The organism is Pseudomonas sp. LBUM1640 (assembly GCF_059716225.1).
Genome location: NZ_CP166816.1, coordinates 4,122,169 through 4,139,099, shown reverse-complemented (window position 1 = coordinate 4,139,099; position 16,931 = coordinate 4,122,169). Strand labels below are relative to the sequence as shown.

Annotated in this window: 16 protein-coding genes; 9 read left to right on the top strand and 7 right to left on the bottom strand. The window is 60.6% G+C overall.

The annotated features are described in order from the left end of the window. The first annotated feature begins 37 nt into the window (after nucleotides 1–37). Nucleotides 38–1,603 carry a TerC family protein gene (locus tag ACA065_RS18190; RefSeq protein WP_497690892.1) on the top strand — a complete coding sequence of 522 codons (1,566 nt, stop codon included), beginning with the start codon at nucleotides 38–40 and terminating at the stop codon, nucleotides 1,601–1,603. A 14-nt stretch (nucleotides 1,604–1,617) separates the two neighbouring features. Here ACA065_RS18190 and ACA065_RS18185 read toward each other — a convergent pair whose 3' ends face one another. Further along, complete coding sequence (locus ACA065_RS18185; protein WP_497690891.1) at nucleotides 1,618–1,989, bottom strand: thioredoxin family protein; 372 nt, start codon at nucleotides 1,987–1,989, stop codon at nucleotides 1,618–1,620. A gap of 96 nt (nucleotides 1,990–2,085) precedes the next feature. Next, nucleotides 2,086–2,334 carry a hypothetical protein gene (locus tag ACA065_RS18180; RefSeq protein WP_497690890.1) on the bottom strand — a complete coding sequence of 83 codons (249 nt, stop codon included), beginning with the start codon at nucleotides 2,332–2,334 and terminating at the stop codon, nucleotides 2,086–2,088. Nucleotides 2,335–2,792: 458 nt separating this feature from the next. Here ACA065_RS18180 and ACA065_RS18175 point away from each other — a divergent pair, with 458 nt between their 5' ends. The 8 genes from ACA065_RS18175 (at nucleotide 2,793) to ACA065_RS18140 (ending at nucleotide 9,399) form a co-directional block, all read left to right on the top strand. Beyond that, complete coding sequence (locus ACA065_RS18175; RefSeq protein WP_497690889.1) at nucleotides 2,793–3,641, top strand: transporter substrate-binding protein; 849 nt, start codon at nucleotides 2,793–2,795, stop codon at nucleotides 3,639–3,641. 52 nt (nucleotides 3,642–3,693) lie between these two features. Further along, nucleotides 3,694–4,356, top strand: a complete 663-nt coding sequence (locus ACA065_RS18170) for an amino acid ABC transporter permease (RefSeq protein ID WP_497690888.1) — start codon at nucleotides 3,694–3,696, stop codon at nucleotides 4,354–4,356. 11 nt (nucleotides 4,357–4,367) lie between these two features. Continuing rightward, nucleotides 4,368–5,030 (top strand): amino acid ABC transporter permease, encoded by a 663-nt coding sequence (locus ACA065_RS18165; RefSeq protein WP_497690887.1) that lies wholly within the window; start codon nucleotides 4,368–4,370, stop codon nucleotides 5,028–5,030. Further along, the gene (locus ACA065_RS18160; RefSeq protein WP_497690886.1) at nucleotides 5,027–5,809 is read left to right on the top strand and encodes an amino acid ABC transporter ATP-binding protein; all 783 of its coding nucleotides are present in this window, start codon (nucleotides 5,027–5,029) and stop codon (nucleotides 5,807–5,809) included. Before ACA065_RS18165 ends, ACA065_RS18160 begins: the two co-directional genes overlap by 4 nt. Nucleotides 5,810–5,823: 14 nt before the next feature. Further along, nucleotides 5,824–6,213 (top strand): RidA family protein, encoded by a 390-nt coding sequence (locus tag ACA065_RS18155; protein ID WP_122541444.1) that lies wholly within the window; start codon nucleotides 5,824–5,826, stop codon nucleotides 6,211–6,213. A 170-nt stretch (nucleotides 6,214–6,383) separates the two neighbouring features. Continuing rightward, entirely contained in the window at nucleotides 6,384–7,148 is a 765-nt protein-coding gene (locus tag ACA065_RS18150) for an IclR family transcriptional regulator (protein ID WP_221294494.1), read from the top strand. A gap of 8 nt (nucleotides 7,149–7,156) precedes the next feature. Further along, nucleotides 7,157–8,365 carry an amino acid deaminase gene (locus ACA065_RS18145; RefSeq protein WP_497690885.1) on the top strand — a complete coding sequence of 403 codons (1,209 nt, stop codon included), beginning with the start codon at nucleotides 7,157–7,159 and terminating at the stop codon, nucleotides 8,363–8,365. A gap of 128 nt (nucleotides 8,366–8,493) precedes the next feature. Beyond that, on the top strand, nucleotides 8,494–9,399 hold the full coding sequence (locus ACA065_RS18140) for a sugar kinase (RefSeq protein ID WP_497690884.1): 906 nt from the start codon (nucleotides 8,494–8,496) through the stop codon (nucleotides 9,397–9,399). Between the two features lie 122 nt (nucleotides 9,400–9,521). Here ACA065_RS18140 and ACA065_RS18135 read toward each other — a convergent pair whose 3' ends face one another. The 5 genes from ACA065_RS18135 to ACA065_RS18115 form a co-directional block, all read right to left on the bottom strand. Then, on the bottom strand, nucleotides 9,522–9,797 hold the full coding sequence (locus tag ACA065_RS18135; protein ID WP_003174397.1) for a peptidylprolyl isomerase: 276 nt from the start codon (nucleotides 9,795–9,797) through the stop codon (nucleotides 9,522–9,524). Nucleotides 9,798–9,847: 50 nt separating this feature from the next. Further along, on the bottom strand, nucleotides 9,848–12,385 hold the full coding sequence (locus ACA065_RS18130) for a PAS domain-containing hybrid sensor histidine kinase/response regulator family protein (RefSeq protein ID WP_497690883.1): 2,538 nt from the start codon (nucleotides 12,383–12,385) through the stop codon (nucleotides 9,848–9,850). A gap of 137 nt (nucleotides 12,386–12,522) precedes the next feature. After that, complete coding sequence (locus ACA065_RS18125; RefSeq protein WP_497690882.1) at nucleotides 12,523–14,481, bottom strand: acetoacetate--CoA ligase; 1,959 nt, start codon at nucleotides 14,479–14,481, stop codon at nucleotides 12,523–12,525. Nucleotides 14,482–14,529: 48 nt separating this feature from the next. Next, on the bottom strand, nucleotides 14,530–15,303 hold the full coding sequence (locus ACA065_RS18120; RefSeq protein WP_497690881.1) for a 3-hydroxybutyrate dehydrogenase: 774 nt from the start codon (nucleotides 15,301–15,303) through the stop codon (nucleotides 14,530–14,532). A 7-nt stretch (nucleotides 15,304–15,310) separates the two neighbouring features. Then, entirely contained in the window at nucleotides 15,311–16,702 is a 1,392-nt protein-coding gene (locus ACA065_RS18115; RefSeq protein ID WP_497690880.1) for a GntP family permease, read from the bottom strand. Nucleotides 16,703–16,931: the final 229 nt, after the last annotated feature.

The window sequence follows — 16,931 nt, the reverse complement described above, 5'->3', positions numbered from 1 at the left end:
TGTCCGGCATTCTGAAATCAATTACGAGACTCTATAAATGGAATGGTTAGCGGATCCAACGGCCTGGCTCGGCCTGTTGACCTTGATTGTGCTGGAACTGGTGCTGGGCATCGACAACCTGGTGTTTATCGCGATCCTGGCAGACAAGCTGCCGCCGGAGCAGCGCGACCGGGCGCGGTTGATCGGTTTGTCCTTGGCATTGCTGATGCGCCTGGGCTTGCTGGCGAGTATTTCCTGGATGGTGACCCTCACCCAGCCATTGTTCGAGGTGTTCGGCAAAGGCTTCTCTGGCCGTGACTTGATCATGTTGTTTGGTGGTGTGTTCCTGTTGTTCAAGGCCACCATGGAATTGCACGAGCGCCTTGAAGGCCACGTGGCCCAACGCGCGGGCAATGCCACTTACGCAATGTTCTGGCCGATTGTCGCGCAGATCGTGGTGCTCGATGCGGTGTTCTCCCTCGATGCGGTGGTCACTGCCGTGGGCATGGTCGATGAATTGGCGGTGATGATGATCGCGGTGATCGTCTCCATCGGTCTGATGATTGTCGCGAGCAAGCCGTTGACGCGTTTCGTCAACTCGCACCCCACCGTGATCATGTTGTGCCTGAGTTTCCTGATGATGATCGGCCTGGTGCTGACCGCCGAAGGCCTGGGTTTCCACGTACCCAAAGGCTACTTGTACGCGGCCATGGGTTTCTCGATTGTGGTGGAACTGTTCAACCAGCTTGCCCGTGCCCGTCGCAAGAAGTCGGCGCAAGGCACGTTGCCGGTGCGCCAACGCACCGCGCATGCGGTGATGCGTTTACTGGGCGGCCGCAGTCTGGCGGTCGAGGGCATGGATGACGACGTTGCTGACTTGATGGGTGAGCCGGGTGCCACCGAGGGCCCGCTGTTTGATCGACGCGAGCGCGTGATGATCAGCGGCGTGTTGCAATTGGCCGAGCGGCCGATCCGCACGCTGATGACGCCAAGGGCCAAGGTTGACTGTATTGATCTGGCGGACGATCGCGACACTATCCGCCTGAAACTGATGCATTCGTCTTACTCGCGGCTGCCGTTGATCCGCAATGGCGCTGTCGATGAGCCATTAGGCTTCGTGCACAAAAAGGAGTTGCTAAAGGAATACCTGGCCGGCAACGAGCCGAACCTTGAGCACCTGGCGCGCCGTGCGATCAACCTGCTCGAGAGCTTTTCGATCCTCAACGCCCTGGAGCAGATGCGTCAGGAATCTACCCACATTGCGTTTGTGATCAACGAATTCGGTGACTTCATGGGCGTGTTGAGCATGACCGACATTCTCGAATCCATCGCCGGTGAGCTGCCGGATGCCAGCGAAATCGAAGGGCCGGATATTGTCGAGGAAGGTCAAGGTTTTCGTGCCAATGGCGCTTTGAACCTTAACCAGATTCGCCAACGCACCGGCCTCAAGGTGATGGCGACCCAGGACTACCAGACCCTGGCAGGTTTAGTGATGAGCCTGCTGGATCGCCTGCCGATGGTTGGCGACAGCCTTGAGTATGAAGGCTGGCGCCTGACCGTGGCAGCGGTTGAGGAGCGCCGGGTGACGCAGGTGCTGTTGGTGCCTCTGGCGAGTGATACGTAAGCCGGGAAGCCGGCTTAAAAGTAGAAGGGAAGGGTGGGAAGTGGTGTGTCATTGACATAGTGGCTGAAAATACCCTTCAGGTAGTCTTTTTGGTCTTCAGGGGCACCGATTCCCATGAATCTTTTGACCTCCTCGGCATTTTGGTACACCACCAGCGTTGGTGTACCGATCTCTCCTAACTCTTTGATCTGCGGAGTTTCTCTCTTGTCCAGAATCATGCTTTTCACATGGCCGGTGTATTGGCTGGCAATATCTTCAAAGCGTTTGTTGGCGCCTTGGCACGCTGTGCAGTCCTTAGAAACAAACAGCACGAAAACCAACGGGTGTTGATTAACGATCTGTCGGTATTCGTTGGGGTGATTGATAACCGTGTTTGCAGCGCCCATGACAATCTCCTTGTGCACCCACCAAAATGGCTCTGTGGGGTACGCTAAATCGAGAGATCACCACCGTCTACTGTCAACCTTCACAGGTAGACACCTTCACGCATCCCCCGCACGCTCCACGCGTTCGCGGGCCTTGCGCGCCTGACTCGCGCATTTCTTGTATTCCTCGTTATCCCGCGACGCCTTCGCCTTGCGGTAACCCTGGTGGTTCTGGCTGGTGTAATCGGTGCTGTAAGCCTCTTTCAGCTTGGTTAATTCTTCCTTGCATTCGCGCCGATCATTACTGGCCGAGGCCGTACCGGCCACCCACCAACACATCACAACCACCAAAATTCTTACCTTCATCACGCCCGGCTCCTGCACACAGATATCCCCCAGCCTAGCCCAACCCAAAAAATCAGCCACACCTACACAATGCTCAAAAGCAACGGAAATCCCCTGTGGGAGCGGGCTTGCCCGCGAATGCGTCAGCTCGGCCACCATTGATGGCGACTGACCCACCGCTATCGCGGGCAAGCCCGCTCCCACAGGGGAACAATAACAGCACCGCTTCGGTGCACGGTAACGCCGCCGTGGTGCGCCACCTCACTCTGTCACCCCACTGTGTGGCCCTGAGTAGCAACAGGATTGCACCTACTGGCACAGCGCCTCATCCCCTCTGAATACTTATCCAATTGATTTAAAACGAATTTATTCCTTCCATATTTTTCTGTTACTGCGTGTGGCACACTTTCTGCTGTCTATTCCGTTGTTACATACTAAGTTCCGGTATAGCGGAATACACAACTCCTGGAGTGCTTGTCATGCATCACCGACCTTCCGTGTTTAAAGCGTGTGTTTTTCTCTTCGCCGCATCGGCTTCCCTCGCAAGCATCGTGCACGCGGCGGACAGCAAGCTCGATGATGTGCTCAAGCGTGGGCACCTCATCGTGGGTACAGGCAGTACCAATGCGCCGTGGCACTTCCAGGGAGCGGATGGCAAGTTGCAGGGTTTTGATATCGACATCGGCCGTATCGTGGCCAAAGGCTTGTTCAACGACCCGAGCAAGGTCGAATTTGTGGTGCAGTCCTCCGACGCGCGTATTCCCAACCTGCTGACCGATAAGGTCGACATGAGTTGCCAGTTCATCACCGTCACCGCCAGCCGTGCGCAGCAGGTTGCCTTTACCTTGCCGTACTACCGCGAAGGCGTAGGCCTGCTGTTACCGAACAACAGCAAATACAAAGAAATCGAAGACCTGCAAGCCGCTGGCGATGGCGTCACCGTGGCCGTGCTGCAAAACGTCTACGCCGAAGAGTTGGTGCACCAGGCTCTGCCCAAGGCCAAGGTCGACCAGTACGACAGCGTCGACCTGATGTACCAGGCCGTGAACTCCGGCCGCGCCGATGCCGCCGCCACCGACCAATCCTCGGTCAAGTACCTGATGGTGCAGAACCCAGGTCGCTACCGCAGCCCGACCTACGCCTGGAGCCCGCAAACCTACGCGTGCGCCGTCAAGCGTGGCGACCAGGACTGGCTGAACTTCGTCAACACCGCGCTGCATGAAGCCATGACCGGCGTGGAGTTCCCGACCTACAAAGCTTCGTTCAAGCAGTGGTTCGGTGTGGATTTGCCAGAGCCTGCGATCGGTTTCCCGGTTGAGTTCAAGTAAATCGTAAACCCTGGGGCGTCGCTGACGGCGCCCCAATCAGGTACTGCCGACCATGAACTATCAGTTGAACTTTGCCGCCGTGTGGCGTGATTTCCCCAGCTTGCTGGCGGGGCTCGGCCTGGGCCTTGAGCTGGCACTGCTGTCGATCGCGATTGGCTGCGTGATCGGCTTGATGATGGCGTTCGCCATGCTGTCCAGGCACCGTGCGTTGCGCATCTTCGCCTCGGTGTACGTGACGGTGATCCGCAATACGCCGATCCTCGTGCTGATCTTGTTGATCTACTTTGCATTGCCGTCACTGGGGATTCGTCTCGACAAAATCCCCTCGTTCATCATCACCCTGTCGCTGTACGCCGGTGCCTACCTGACCGAAGTGTTTCGTGCCGGCCTGTTGAACATTCCCAAAGGCTTGCGTGAAGCCGGCTTGGCGATTGGCCTGGGCGAATGGCGTATCCGCGCCTACATCACCGTGCCGGTAATGCTGCGCAATGTGTTGCCCGCGCTGTCGAACAACTTCATTTCGCTGTTCAAGGACACCTCCCTGGCCGCCGCCATCGCGGTGCCCGAGCTGACTTACTACGCCCGCAAGATCAACGTCGAAAGCTACCGGGTGATTGAAACCTGGATGGTCACGACCGCGCTCTACGTGGCTGCCTGTTACCTCATTGCCATGCTGCTCCGTTACCTGGAACAGCGTCTGGCGATCCGTCGTTAAGGAAGGTTTCCATGTACGAATCCCCAAGCTGGTTGCATGAGTTGTGGATCGCCCGGGATACCCTCTGGGCGGGCTTTCAGGCCAGCGTGTCTGTGTCGGCGCTGGCCATTATCTTCGGCACGCTGATCGGCATTGTCGCCGGGTTGATCCTGACCTACGGCAAATTCTGGATGCGCGCGCCGTTTCGTCTGTATGTCGACCTGATCCGTGGCACGCCCGTGTTTGTGCTGGTGTTGGCGTGTTTTTACATGCTGCCGGCGCTCGGTTGGCAGATCACTGCGTTTCAGGCCGGTGCCGTCGGGCTGACGTTGTTCTGCGGCTCCCACGTCTCGGAAATCGTGCGCGGTGCGTTGCAGGCAATTCCCCGTGGGCAACTGGAAGCGGGCAAGGCGATTGGCCTGACGTTTTACCAATCCCTGGGTTACGTGCTGTTGCCTCAAGCGTTGCGCCAGATCCTGCCGACCTGGGTCAACTCTTCCACGGAAATCGTCAAGGCCTCGACCTTGCTCTCGGTGATCGGCGTGGCTGAATTGCTGCTGAGCACTCAGCAAGTGATCGCACGTACCTTCATGACCCTGGAGTTCTACCTGTTCGCCGGGTTTCTGTTCTTTGTCATCAACTACGCCATCGAGTTATTCGGGCGCTACATTGAAAAGCGGGTGGCCTTGCCATGAATCAACCTCAAACCAACCCACCGCTGCTGAACATTCGCGGCCTGCGTAAACAGTACGGCCAGGTCGAAGTGCTCAAGGGCGTCGACCTGTCCATGCAGCGCGGCAACGTGGTCACATTGATCGGCTCCAGCGGCTCGGGCAAGACCACGCTGCTGCGTTGCGTCAACCTGCTGGAAGAATTCCAGGGCGGGCAGATCACCCTGGACGGCGAGTCCATCGGCTACAGCGAAATCGCCGGCAAGCGCGTGCGTCACCCCGAGCGCGTGATTGCCCAGCACCGCGCGATGACCGGCATGGCGTTCCAGCAATTCAACCTGTTCCCGCACCTTACCGCCTTGCAAAACGTGACCCTCGGCCTGCTCAAGGTCAAGAAGATGGGCAAGGACGAAGCCGTGGCCCTGGCCGAAAAATGGCTGGACCGCGTCGGCCTGCTGGAACGGCGCAATCACTTCCCCGGTCAGTTGTCCGGCGGCCAGCAACAGCGTGTGGCGATTGCCCGTGCGATTGCGATGAACCCAAGCCTGATGCTGTTCGACGAAGTCACCTCGGCCCTCGACCCGGAGTTGGTGGGCGAAGTCCTCAGCGTAATCAAGGGCCTGGCGGAAGAGGGCATGACCATGTTGCTGGTCACCCACGAAATGCGCTTTGCCTACGAAGTATCGGACAAGATCGTATTCATGAACCAGGGCCGCATCGAAGAGCAGGGCAGCGCGAAGGACATCTTCGAACGCCCGCAATCACCGCGCCTGGCGGAATTTTTAAAGAACATTCGTTTTTAATCAGGAGCAACTTTATGAGCATTACTCGTTACGGCACCGGCAGCACCGCCGGCGGTGGCCAGCCCCGTCCTTTCGCACGTGCGGTGGAAGCCGACGGCTGGCTCTACGTCTCGGGCCAAGTGCCAGCGGTGGACGGTGAAATCATCAATGGCGGCATCGTTGAGCAAACCCGCCAGACCCTGCGCAACGTGGTGGCGATCCTCGAAGAAGCCGGCTACGAACTCAAAGACGTCGTACGCGTGGGCGTATGGTTGGAAGACCCACGCGACTTCTGGAGTTTCAACAAGGTATTCGGCGAATACTTCACCCCGGAGCACGCCCCGGCGCGCGCCTGTGTGCAGGCCAACATGATGGTCGACTGCAAGGTCGAGATTGATTGCGTGGCCTACAAGAAAAAAGGCTAAATGCCCCCACTCTTGAGATCACCGTAGATCCAATGTGGGAGCTGGCTTGCTCGCGAATGCGGTGTGTCAGTGAATGCATCTGTAACTGATCCACCGCATTCGCGAGCAAGCCCGCTCCCACAGGGGATCTGTGTTGATAGCAACATCTTTTAACGGGACCACACACTGCCATGACCGAAGACACCATCAAACGCCGCGCCAAAGGCCTGGACCGTGCATTCGACATCCTCGATTTTCTCAAGGAAATCGGCCAGCCCCTGCGCCCGAATGATATTGCCAGCGGCATCGGCAGCCCCAAATCCACGGTCTACGAACTGGTCGCGTCTTTGCTGGAGCGGCGCATCCTCGAAACTGTGGGCAAGGACGGCCACGTCTACCTCGGCCGCCAGCTGTACTTCCTTGGCCAGGCGCACCTGCGCCATTTTGACCTGACCCGCGAGGCCGACCACGCCTTGCAGGAGATCGTCAGCCAAACCCACGAAACCGCGCAAATGTGCCTGCTCAACGGGCGCAAATACACGGTGGCGCTGATGCGCGAGGGCGAGCGGCATTTCCGCATCTCGTCGGACATCGGCGAAAACGCGCCGATCCCGTGGACCGCTTCCGGGCGCCTGCTGCTGGGGCACTTGAGCGATCAGCAAATCATCGACCTGATCGACTACGACGACTTCATCCTGCCGGACGGCCAGCGCTTGGCGCTGGAAACCTTCCTGGCGCAAATTCGCCAGGCCACACTCGACGGGTTTTTCTCCTTCGACAGCGTGGCCGACACCTTTACCCATTGCTTCGCCGCCCCGGTGCGGGACGCGCAAGGCATCAGCATTGCGACCTTGTGCATCGTCGCCCCACGGGCCGACGCGATTAAAAATTACAACGACTATCGCCGGGTGTTGATCGACAGCGCCAACAACCTGGCCCGTCGCATCAACGAATAGGAGTTTTTATGTCTGCCCTCAATGCCGTTGAAAAAGGCGCCGCCGCCGTTGGCGCCCACCTGGTCCGCGACGTCAGCCTGCCCGCCCTGGTGCTGCACCGCGACGCCCTGGAACACAACATTCGCTGGATGCAGGCATTTGTCAGCAACAGCGGCGCAGAACTCGCGCCCCACGGCAAAACCAGCATGATGCCGGCGTTGTTTCAGCGCCAGATCGAGGCGGGCGCCTGGGGCATCACCCTGGCCAACGCCGTGCAGACCCGCGCCGCCTATGCCGGTGGCATTCGCCGCGTGTTGATGGCCAACCAACTGGTTGGCGCGCCGAACATGGCGTTGATCGCTGACCTGCTGGCCGACAAGGATTTCGACTTCCACTGCATGGTCGATCACCCGGACAACGTCGCCGACCTGGGGCTGTTTTTCGCCGCCCGTGGCCTGCGCCTGAACGTGATGATCGAGTACGGCGTGGTCGGCGGCCGTTGCGGTTGCCGCAGCGAACAGCAAGTGCGCGAGCTGGCCAAGGCGATCAAAGCCCAACCCGCCCTGGCCCTCACCGGCATTGAAGGCTACGAAGGCGTGATCCATGGCGAGCACGCCATCAGCGGCATCCGCGACTTCGCCGCCAGCCTGGTGCGTTTGGCGGTGGATCTGCAAAACAACGGCGCCTTCGACTTGCCCAAGCCGATCATCAGCGCCTCGGGCTCGGCCTGGTACGACCTGATCGCCGAATCCTTTGAAGAGCAAAACGCCGCTGGCCGTTTCCTCAGCGTGCTGCGCCCTGGCAGCTACGTGGCCCACGACCATGGCATCTACAAAGAGGCGCAATGCTGCGTGCTCGACCGTCGCAGTGACCTCAATGAAGGCCTGCGCCCGGCGCTGGAAGTCTGGGCCCACGTGCAATCGATGCCCGAGCCAGGCTTTGCAGTGATTGCCCTGGGCAAGCGTGATGTGGCCTACGACGCTGGTTTACCTGTGCCGCTCAAGCGCTACAAGGCCGGTATTGTCCCGGCTGAAGGTGATGACGTGACCGCGTGCAAGGTCACCGCGGTGATGGATCAGCACGCGTTCATGACCGTGGCGCCTGGGGTTGAGCTGCGTATTGGCGACATCATTTCCTTTGGCACTTCGCATCCGTGCCTGACCTTCGACAAGTGGCAGGTGGGCTGCCTGGTGGATGAGCAGTTGCAGGTGGTTGAGTCCTTGCATACCCGCTTCTAAACCGCGTCGCGCCCTTCGCGAGCAAGCCCGCTCCCACATTCGACCGAGTTCCTTCAGTTGAAATGCAATCAAATGTGGGAGCGGGCTTGCTCGCGAAGAGGCCCTCCAGAACACCGAGAGACCCAGGCATGAACACACAACCACGCATCGCCCTCATCGGCGAATGCATGATCGAACTCCAACACCGCGCCTCTGGCGACCTCCAACAAAGCTTCGGCGGCGACACCCTCAACGCAGCCGTCTACCTGCGCCGTGAGTTGGGCGCTGTCGGCGCGGTCGACTACGTCACCGCCTTGGGCGATGACAGTTTCAGCGATGCCATGTGCCAACAGTGGGCCGAAGAAGGCCTGGGCCTGAGCCTGGTGCAGCGCCTGGCTGGGCGCCTGCCAGGTTTGTACTGCATCCAGACCGACGCGAATGGCGAACGCAAATTCCTCTATTGGCGTAACGAAGCCGCCGTGCGCGACTGCTTCACCACCCCGGCCGCCGAACCGATCCTGGCCGCCCTGGCGGATTACGACGTGGTGTATTTCAGCGGCATCACCCTGGCGGTACTCGGTGAAATCGGGCGTGCGCGCTTACTGCACACCCTGATCGAGACCCGCAAGCGCGCTGGCAAAGTGGTGTTCGACAACAACTACCGGCCACGTTTGTGGGCCAGCGTCGAGGCGGCGCGCGTGGCGTATCACACGGTGTTGGCCGAGGTGGATATTGCCTTGCTGACCGAGGACGACGAGCGTGCGTTGTTTGGTCATGCCGACAGCGAGCAGGTCTTTGCGGCGTACCCGGCGATTGCAGAGGTGGTACTCAAGCGTGGGGCGGATGACTGTTTGATCCGCTGTGATGGCAAGCGCTTTGCCGTGCCGGCGCTGAAGGTCGAGAAGGTGGTGGACACTACGGCGGCGGGGGATTCGTTCAGTGCGGCGTATTTGGCCAGTCGGCTTAAAGGTGAGTCGCCAGAGGAAGCGGCCTTGGCCGGGCATCGGCTGGCGAGCCGGGTCATCCAAGTGCCTGGGGCTTTGATCCCAAGATAGTCGGTGAACTGATCGTTCCCACGCTTCGCGTGGGAATGCCTCACCGGACGCTCCGCGTCCGCTTCTGGGACGCGGAGCGTCCCTGGCTGCGTGCCCACGCAGAGCGTGGGCACGATCGCTGGTCAGTCGCGGTAAAACACCTGCACCAAGTGATACCCAAACTTACTCTTGATCGGCCCATGCACCACCTTCACCGGCTTCTTGAAGATCACCGCATCAATCGCCCCGACCATCTGCCCTGGTCGCACTTCACCCAGGTCACCGCCGCGCTTGCCGGACGGGCAGGTCGAGTATTTCTTGGCCAGCACATCAAACGCTTCACCCTTGGCAATGCGCTGCTTGAGCTGTTCGGCTTCTTCACTGGTTTTCACCAGGATGTGACGGGCTTGGGCTTTCATGTTGTTACCTTGCAACGGTCAAACGGAAGGGCGCGCGATTATGCCTGAAGTCATTCGTCGACGCTGATCATGCTGCGGATTTTCGTCGCCAGCAGGTCGATGGAAAACGGCTTGGCGACCATGTCCATGCCGTCTTCCAGGAAGCCTTGGCGCTCGGCGGCTTTTTCGGCGTAACCGGTCATGAACAACACACGCAGGCCGGGCCGGTGCTGGCGGGCGATTTCCGCCAATTGGCGGCCGTTCATGCCCGGCAGGCCGACATCGGTCACCAGCAGGTCCACACGCAGATCCGACTCCAGCAACGGCAGCGCGGTGCGTGCATCCGCCGCCTGGTGGGCGGTGTAGCCTAATTCGTCCAGCACATTGACCACCAGCATGCGCACGGCGGGGTCATCTTCGACCACCACCACCGCTTCGCCGGCCAGTGCCAGCGGCGCTTCGCTCAGATGCGCCGGCAGGTTGCTTTCCAGCGCGGTGCCATGCAGGCGCGGCAGGTACAGGCGCACGCACGTGCCTTGGCCCGGCTCGCTTTGAATGGTCACGTGGCCACCGGATTGCTGGGCAAACCCGTAAATCATCGACAGCCCCAGGCCAGTGCCTTGGCCGATGGGTTTGGTGGTGAAAAACGGGTCGAACGCCTTGGCCAGAATCTTCGGCGCCATGCCGCTGCCGTTGTCACTCACGCCGAGCATCACATAATCCCCGGCCTTGACCGGCTCAAGCGTGGTGATGTCGGTGCCGTCCAAGTAACTGTTGGCGGTTTCGATGAGCAATTCGCCGCCGTCGGGCATTGCATCGCGCGCATTGATCACCAAGTTAAGCAGGGCATTTTCCAACTGGCTGGCATCGGTGTTCACCGCCCAGATATCGCGGCCCAGTACCACTTTGAGCTCGATATGCGCGCCTTTAGTGCGCTGGAACAAGTCTTCCAGCGACGCCACCAGTTGGTTTGGGTCCAGCGGGCGACGGTCCAGCGACTGGCGCCGTGAAAACGCCAGCAACCGATGGGTGAGGGCGGCCGCGCGGTGGGCGGAGGACACCGCCGCATCGGTAAACCGGCCGATCTCGTCGCTACGCCCCGCAGCGATGTAGCGTTGCATCAGGTCCAGGCTGCCGATAATCCCGGTGAGCATATTGTTGAAATCATGGGCGATGCCGCCGGTGAGCTGGCCCACCGCTTCCATTTTCTGCGCATGGCGCAGGGCATCTTCGGCGCGCTCGCGTTCGAACATCTCGTTTTGCAGGCGTTGGTTGGCCTCGGCCAGCGCCTGGGTGCGCTGGGCCACACGTTCTTCGAGGTTTTCGTTGAGGTTGCGCAGGGCTTCTTCGGTGAGTTTGCGTTCAGTCTCATCGATCACAAAGATGTAGAAACCGTTCACCGAGCCGTCATTGCTGAAGCGCGGCAGGTACTTCATCAATGCATGGCGCGGCCGGCCGTCGTGGTGCGGCGTAACCGTCATGAAGCTGCAGGCTTTGCCCCGCAGCGCAGCGGCGATCTTGTCCTCGCGCCCGGCGTACAGCTCGTCGCCGATCACTTCGCGGATGCTCTTGCCGTACAGCTCTTGCGGCGTCATGCCGTACCACTCCAGGTACGCACTGTTGTTCAGGCGAAAACGCTGTTCGTGATCGACATAGCCGATCAACACCGGCATGGCGTTGATGATCAACTGCAGCTCGGTCTGGCTTTGGCGCAACGCCTGTTCGGTATGTTTGCGCTCGGTCAGGTCCAGCGCGGCGCCTAAAAAGCGTGCCGGGCGGCCTTGATGGTCCTTGTAGCAGCGGCCGCGGGCAAACACCCAGCGCACTTGGCCGTCGGCTTGCAGCAGGCGATATTCCTCGGCGTATTCGGTGCCGAAGGTGATGCAATGCTTGATGCTGCGCGCCACCATGCCACGGTCTTCGGGGTGTACGCCTTGCAGGTAGTCGCTGATCGGCAAGAGGCCGGCGTCACTGGGGTCAACGCCGTGCAGGTAGGCGAAATGGGCGTCGGCGATAAAGCGGTCTTCGCCGATATCCCAATCCCAGGTGCCCACTGCGTCCGTAGCCGCCAGTGCCAGCTGCAGGCGTTGCTCGCTGTTGTGCTGGGCCTTGAGGCTGTCTTCGGAGCGCTGTTGCAGCTCGAGGGCTTTGCTGCGGCGTTCGTTGGTTTCGATGGCGGTGACCAGGATGCCGGCCACCGCACCGCTTTCATCGCGCACGGGGCTGTAGGTCAGGTCGAGCCAGATTTCGGTGTCGCGATGGTTGCGTTGCAGCACGAAGCGCTGTTCGCTGAAGGTGCGCACCTGGCCGGTCAGGACCGCGTCGTAGACCGGTGCGGTAAAGCTCGCCAGTTCCGGCCAGGTCTCATGCGCCGGCTGGCCCAGGGCGCCGGGGTGTTTGTTGCCCGCGAGCGCGGCAAAACTATCGTTGTAGAGCTGAGTGAGTTGGCGGCCCCACAGCAGCAGCATCGGCATCGGTGAGTGCACCACGATATCGACGGCTGTGCGCAGGCTTTGCGGCCAATCATTGGCCTCACCGAGGGGGCTTCGTGCCCAGTCCAGCCGTGCAATCAATGCGGCGGCTTCGCTACCGGTGGATGTTCCATTCATGAAAAAGCCCTACATCTGACACTTTGAAGTACAACAAAAGCCGATTATCCCGCGAGACGGGAACGGCTGACTACCCCTCGAAAAATAGCATGCATTGGGGCTTTGTCTTCAAATGAGTGCTTTTGCGCTGAAACCTTTCATCCTTGCGCCAGCTCAGGGCGGTCGCGAAATTGCTCCAGGGCCTGCGGGTTGGCCAGTGCATCGGTGTTTTTGACCGGCTCGCCGTGCACCACATTGCGCACGGCCAACTCGACGATCTTGCCGCTGATGGTGCGCGGGATATCGGTGACCGCGAGAATCTTCGCCGGCACATGGCGTGGCGTGGTATTGGCGCGAATCACTTGGCGAATCTGCTGCTCAAGGGCGGCATCCAGTTCGATGCCGTCATTGAGGCGCACAAACAGCACCACGCGCACATCGTCCTGCCAGCGTTGGCCTATGGCCAGGCTTTCCAGCACCTGCGGGACTTTCTCCACTTGGCGATAAATTTCCGCCGTGCCGATACGCACCCCGCCCGGGTTGAGCACCGCGTCGGAGCGCCCGTGGATCAGCAGGCTGCCATTCGGGCGTTGTTCGGCGTAGTCGCCCTGGGCCCACACACCGGGAAACTGGTTGAAATACGAGGCGCGCAGTTTTTTCTGCTGCGGGTCATTCCACAGGCCTATCGGCATGGCCGGAAAGTGCCGGGTGCACACCAGTTCGCCTTTTTTGCCGATCAACGGCTTGCCCTGGTCGTCCCACACTTCGATGGCCATCGCCAGGCTCTTGCACTGCATTTCACCGCGGCGCACCGGCAGCACTGGGTTGCCGATCACAAAGCAGGAGACGATATCGGTGCCGCCGGACATCGACGACAGGCACAGCTCGCCCTTGATTTCGCGGTACACGTAGTCATAGCTCTGCGGTGACAGCGGCGAGCCTGTCGAGATCAGGCCTTTAAGGCTGCTCAGGTCGTGGCTTACGCGAGGTTGCAAGCCGGCCTTTTCCAGGGTGGCAAGGAACTTGGGGCTGGTGCCGAACACGCTGATTTTTTCGGCGTCGATCAGGTCGATCAAGCGCTCGGGGCCGGGGTGAAACGGTGAGCCGTCATACAGCACGGCCGTGGCGCCGAGGGCCAGCACTGACACCAGCCAGTTCCACATCATCCAGCCGCAGGTGGTGTAGTAGAACAGGCAATCCTCGCGCGACAGGTCGGCGTGCAGGCCGTGCTCCTTGAGGTGCGTGAGCAGCACGCCGCCGGTGCCGTGGATGATGCACTTGGGCACGCCGGTGGTGCCGCTGGAATAGAGGATGTACAGCGGGTGATCGAACGGCACCGCGACGAATTCAGGTTCGCCGCCGGGTTGGTAGAAGGCATTCCATAGCGCGACCCTGGCCTGTGTCCGGTAGTCCTCGACGCGCGCGTGAGGCCGCGCGTACGGCACGATAATCAACTGCTCGAGGGACGGCAGGCGTTCGAGGATTTCATTCAGTTTGGCCGTCTGGTCGATGTCCTTGCCGGCGTAGCGATAACCCGCGCAGGTGATCAGCACCTTAGGCTCGATCTGGCCAAAGCGGTCGATCACGCCTTGGGTGCCGAAGTCTGGCGATGAACACGACCAGATCGCGCCGAGGCTGGTGGTGGCAAGCATGCCTGCCAGGGTTTGCCAGGTATTGGGCATGCACGCAGCCACGCGGTCGCCGACGCCGACACCGGCTGCGCGCAGGCTGTGTTGCAGGCCGGCGACGTGTTCGGCAAGTTCGGCGTAGGTGAGTTGTTCGCGCTGGCCGTCTTCGCTGATGGCGACCACCGCCGGGTGATCATCGCGACGGCGCAGCAAGTGTTCGGCAAAGTTCAGGGTGGCGCCGGGAAACCACTGGGCGCTGGGCATTTCGGCATCTTCGATCAACGTCGCGGTGGGCGGGTGGCGAAATTGCACGTCGAAGTACGCGACGATGGCCTGCCAGAAGGCGGGGCGCTGGTCGATGCTCCATTGGTGCAGGGCGGGGTAGTCAGGCAGCTGCAGGCCGTGACGTTCATTGATAAAACGCCGGAACTTGTCCATCCGCGTGTTGCGGATGCGCTCGGGGGAGGGTTGCCAGAGGATCTCGGACATCAGCAAAGTCTCTTGTTCTCGTTCCCACGCTCTGCGTGGGAACGATCTTTATTGGGCCAGCCAGCCGCCATCAATATTCCACGCCGCACCGCGCACCTGAGCGCCGGCCTCGCTGCACAAAAACAACACCAACTCACCCAGCTGCGGCGGCGTCACAAACTCCAGCGACGGCTGCTTCTCGGCGAGCAAGTCATGTTGGGCCTGCTGCGGATCGACGCCTTTGGCCGCGCGATCATCAATCTGCTTTTGTACCAGCGGCGTCAACACCCAGCCCGGGCAGATGGCGTTGCAGGTGACGTTACTGGCAGCGGTCTCCAGGCCCACCACCTTGGTCAAACCGATCACACCATGTTTGGCCGCCACATACGCGGCCTTGCCCACCGAGCCGACCAGGCCATGCACCGAGGCAATGTTGACGATACGCCCCCACCCCTTGGCCTTCATCCCCGGCAAACTTAATCGTGTGCTGTGGAACACCGAGGACAGGTTGATCGCGATGATCGAGTCCCAACGTTCGGCCGGGAAGTCCTCCACCGCCGACACATGCTGGATGCCGGCGTTGTTGACCAGGATATCCACGCCGCCGAACTCACGCTCGGCGTAGGCAATCATGTCGGCGATCTGCGCCGGGTCGCTGACGTCGGCCGGGTGATGGCCGACCTTGCCGCCGAACGCCTGCACCTGGGCGATCACCGCGCTGGCATCGCCAAAACCGTTGAGGATCAGGTTGGCACCGGCCTCTGCCAGGCTCAGCGCGATGCCCAAGCCGATGCCGCTGGTGGAGCCGCTAACCAGGGCGGTCTTGCCGTTCAATGTCGTCATGAAAACCTCACACAATGCCGGTGGCGTAGAAAGTACCGATCACCACGAACACCGCGAGGGTCTTGATAATCGTGATGCCGAAAATGTCCTTGTAGGCTTCGCGGTGGGTCAGCCCGGTGACTGCCAGCAGCGTGATCACCGCGCCGTTGTGGGGCAGGGTGTCCATGCCGCCGCTGGCCATGGCCGCGACGCGGTGCAGCACTTCAAGGGGGATATTGGCCGCATGCGCCGCCGAAATAAAGCTCTCGGACATCGCCGCCAGCGCGATGCTCATGCCGCCGGAGGCCGAACCGGTGATGCCGGCCAGCAGGGTTACGGTGATCGCTTCGTTGACCAGCGGGTTGGGAATGCCCTTGAGCCAGTCCGCCAACACCAGAAAGCCCGGCAACGAGGCAATAACCGCGCCAAAACCGTATTCCGATGCGGTGTTCATCGCCGCCAGCAGCGCGCCGCTGACCGCACTTTTGCTGCCTTCGGCGAGCTTGCTGCGGATCGCCGACCAGCCAAATACCAGCACCATCACGATGCCCACCAGCAACGCCGCCTGCACCGCCCAGATCGCCGTCAGCTTGGCGATTTCGGTGGTCACCGGCGCGCTCATGCCCGGCAGGCTGAGGCTGTGGGTCTTGCCGTACCACTGCGGGATCCAGTGGGTGAACAGCAGGTTCATCACGCCCACCAAGATCAGCGGTGACAGCGCGATCCATGGGTTGGGCAAGCTCAGGTTTTCGGCGGTTTCCGGCTCGTTACGCAGCTCGGTGCCGTAGCCCTCGCCGGCACGCTGGGCCTTGTTGCGCTGGCGCGCCAGGTAAAGCATGCCGGCGCAGAACACGAAGACTGTGCCGACAAGGCCCAGCCACGGCGCCGCCCAGGCGGTGGTGTTGAAGAAGGTGCTGGGGATGATGTTCTGGATCTGCGGCGTGCCGGGCAGGGCGTCCATGGTGAACGAAAACGCGCCGAGGGCGATGGTGGCCGGGATCAGGCGCTTGGGGATATTGCTCTGGCGGAACATCTCCGCGGCAAACGGGTACACCGCAAACACCACCACAAACAGCGACACGCCGCCGTAGGTGAGCAGGGCGCAGACCAGCACGATCACCAGCATCGCCTGGCGCGTGCCGAGCAAGCGGATCGCGGCCGCGACGATAGAGCGTGAAAAGCCCGACAGCTCAATCAGCTTGCCGAACACCGCACCGAGCAGGAACACCGGGAAATACAGTTTGATAAAACCAACCATTTTTTCCATGAACACCCCGGTAAACGCAGGGGCGACGGCAGACGGGTCGGTGAGCAAAACGGCGCCGAGGGCGGCGATGGGGGCAAACAGGATAACGCTGTAGCCACGGTAGGCAGCCAGCATCAACAGCGCGAGCGCTGCCAGGGCAATGATCACACTCATGGTGTGTCTCCAGATCGAGTTGTTATTTTTGTGGGGTGGTGCTTTGGAGAGGGGCTATAGCGAGATGTGTGCCAATTACTTAAATTGTTGAAATATAACGATATTATTTGATTTGTGATCAGCGGTTCTGAATTTAATCTCTATGTGGAGACAAGTGAAGACCCAATGTGGGAGCGGGCTTGCTCGCGAAAGCAGCGGTTCAGCCAGCACATCTGTGGCTGAACCAGCG

Bases quoted from the DNA above. Each gene is read 5' to 3' on its own strand.
- ACA065_RS18190 (WP_497690892.1), top strand. From the start codon at position 38: ATGGAATGGTTAGCGGATCCAACGGCCTGGCTCGGCCTGTTGACCTTG.
- ACA065_RS18185 (WP_497690891.1), bottom strand. From the start codon at position 1,989: ATGGGCGCTGCAAACACGGTTATCAATCACCCCAACGAATACCGACAG.
- ACA065_RS18180 (WP_497690890.1), bottom strand. From the start codon at position 2,334: ATGAAGGTAAGAATTTTGGTGGTTGTGATGTGTTGGTGGGTGGCCGGT.
- ACA065_RS18175 (WP_497690889.1), top strand. From the start codon at position 2,793: ATGCATCACCGACCTTCCGTGTTTAAAGCGTGTGTTTTTCTCTTCGCC.
- ACA065_RS18170 (WP_497690888.1), top strand. From the start codon at position 3,694: ATGAACTATCAGTTGAACTTTGCCGCCGTGTGGCGTGATTTCCCCAGC.
- ACA065_RS18165 (WP_497690887.1), top strand. From the start codon at position 4,368: ATGTACGAATCCCCAAGCTGGTTGCATGAGTTGTGGATCGCCCGGGAT.
- ACA065_RS18160 (WP_497690886.1), top strand. From the start codon at position 5,027: ATGAATCAACCTCAAACCAACCCACCGCTGCTGAACATTCGCGGCCTG.
- ACA065_RS18155 (WP_122541444.1), top strand. From the start codon at position 5,824: ATGAGCATTACTCGTTACGGCACCGGCAGCACCGCCGGCGGTGGCCAG.
- ACA065_RS18150 (WP_221294494.1), top strand. From the start codon at position 6,384: ATGACCGAAGACACCATCAAACGCCGCGCCAAAGGCCTGGACCGTGCA.
- ACA065_RS18145 (WP_497690885.1), top strand. From the start codon at position 7,157: ATGTCTGCCCTCAATGCCGTTGAAAAAGGCGCCGCCGCCGTTGGCGCC.
- ACA065_RS18140 (WP_497690884.1), top strand. From the start codon at position 8,494: ATGAACACACAACCACGCATCGCCCTCATCGGCGAATGCATGATCGAA.
- ACA065_RS18135 (WP_003174397.1), bottom strand. From the start codon at position 9,797: ATGAAAGCCCAAGCCCGTCACATCCTGGTGAAAACCAGTGAAGAAGCC.
- ACA065_RS18130 (WP_497690883.1), bottom strand. From the start codon at position 12,385: ATGAATGGAACATCCACCGGTAGCGAAGCCGCCGCATTGATTGCACGG.
- ACA065_RS18125 (WP_497690882.1), bottom strand. From the start codon at position 14,481: ATGTCCGAGATCCTCTGGCAACCCTCCCCCGAGCGCATCCGCAACACG.
- ACA065_RS18120 (WP_497690881.1), bottom strand. From the start codon at position 15,303: ATGACGACATTGAACGGCAAGACCGCCCTGGTTAGCGGCTCCACCAGC.
- ACA065_RS18115 (WP_497690880.1), bottom strand. From the start codon at position 16,702: ATGAGTGTGATCATTGCCCTGGCAGCGCTCGCGCTGTTGATGCTGGCT.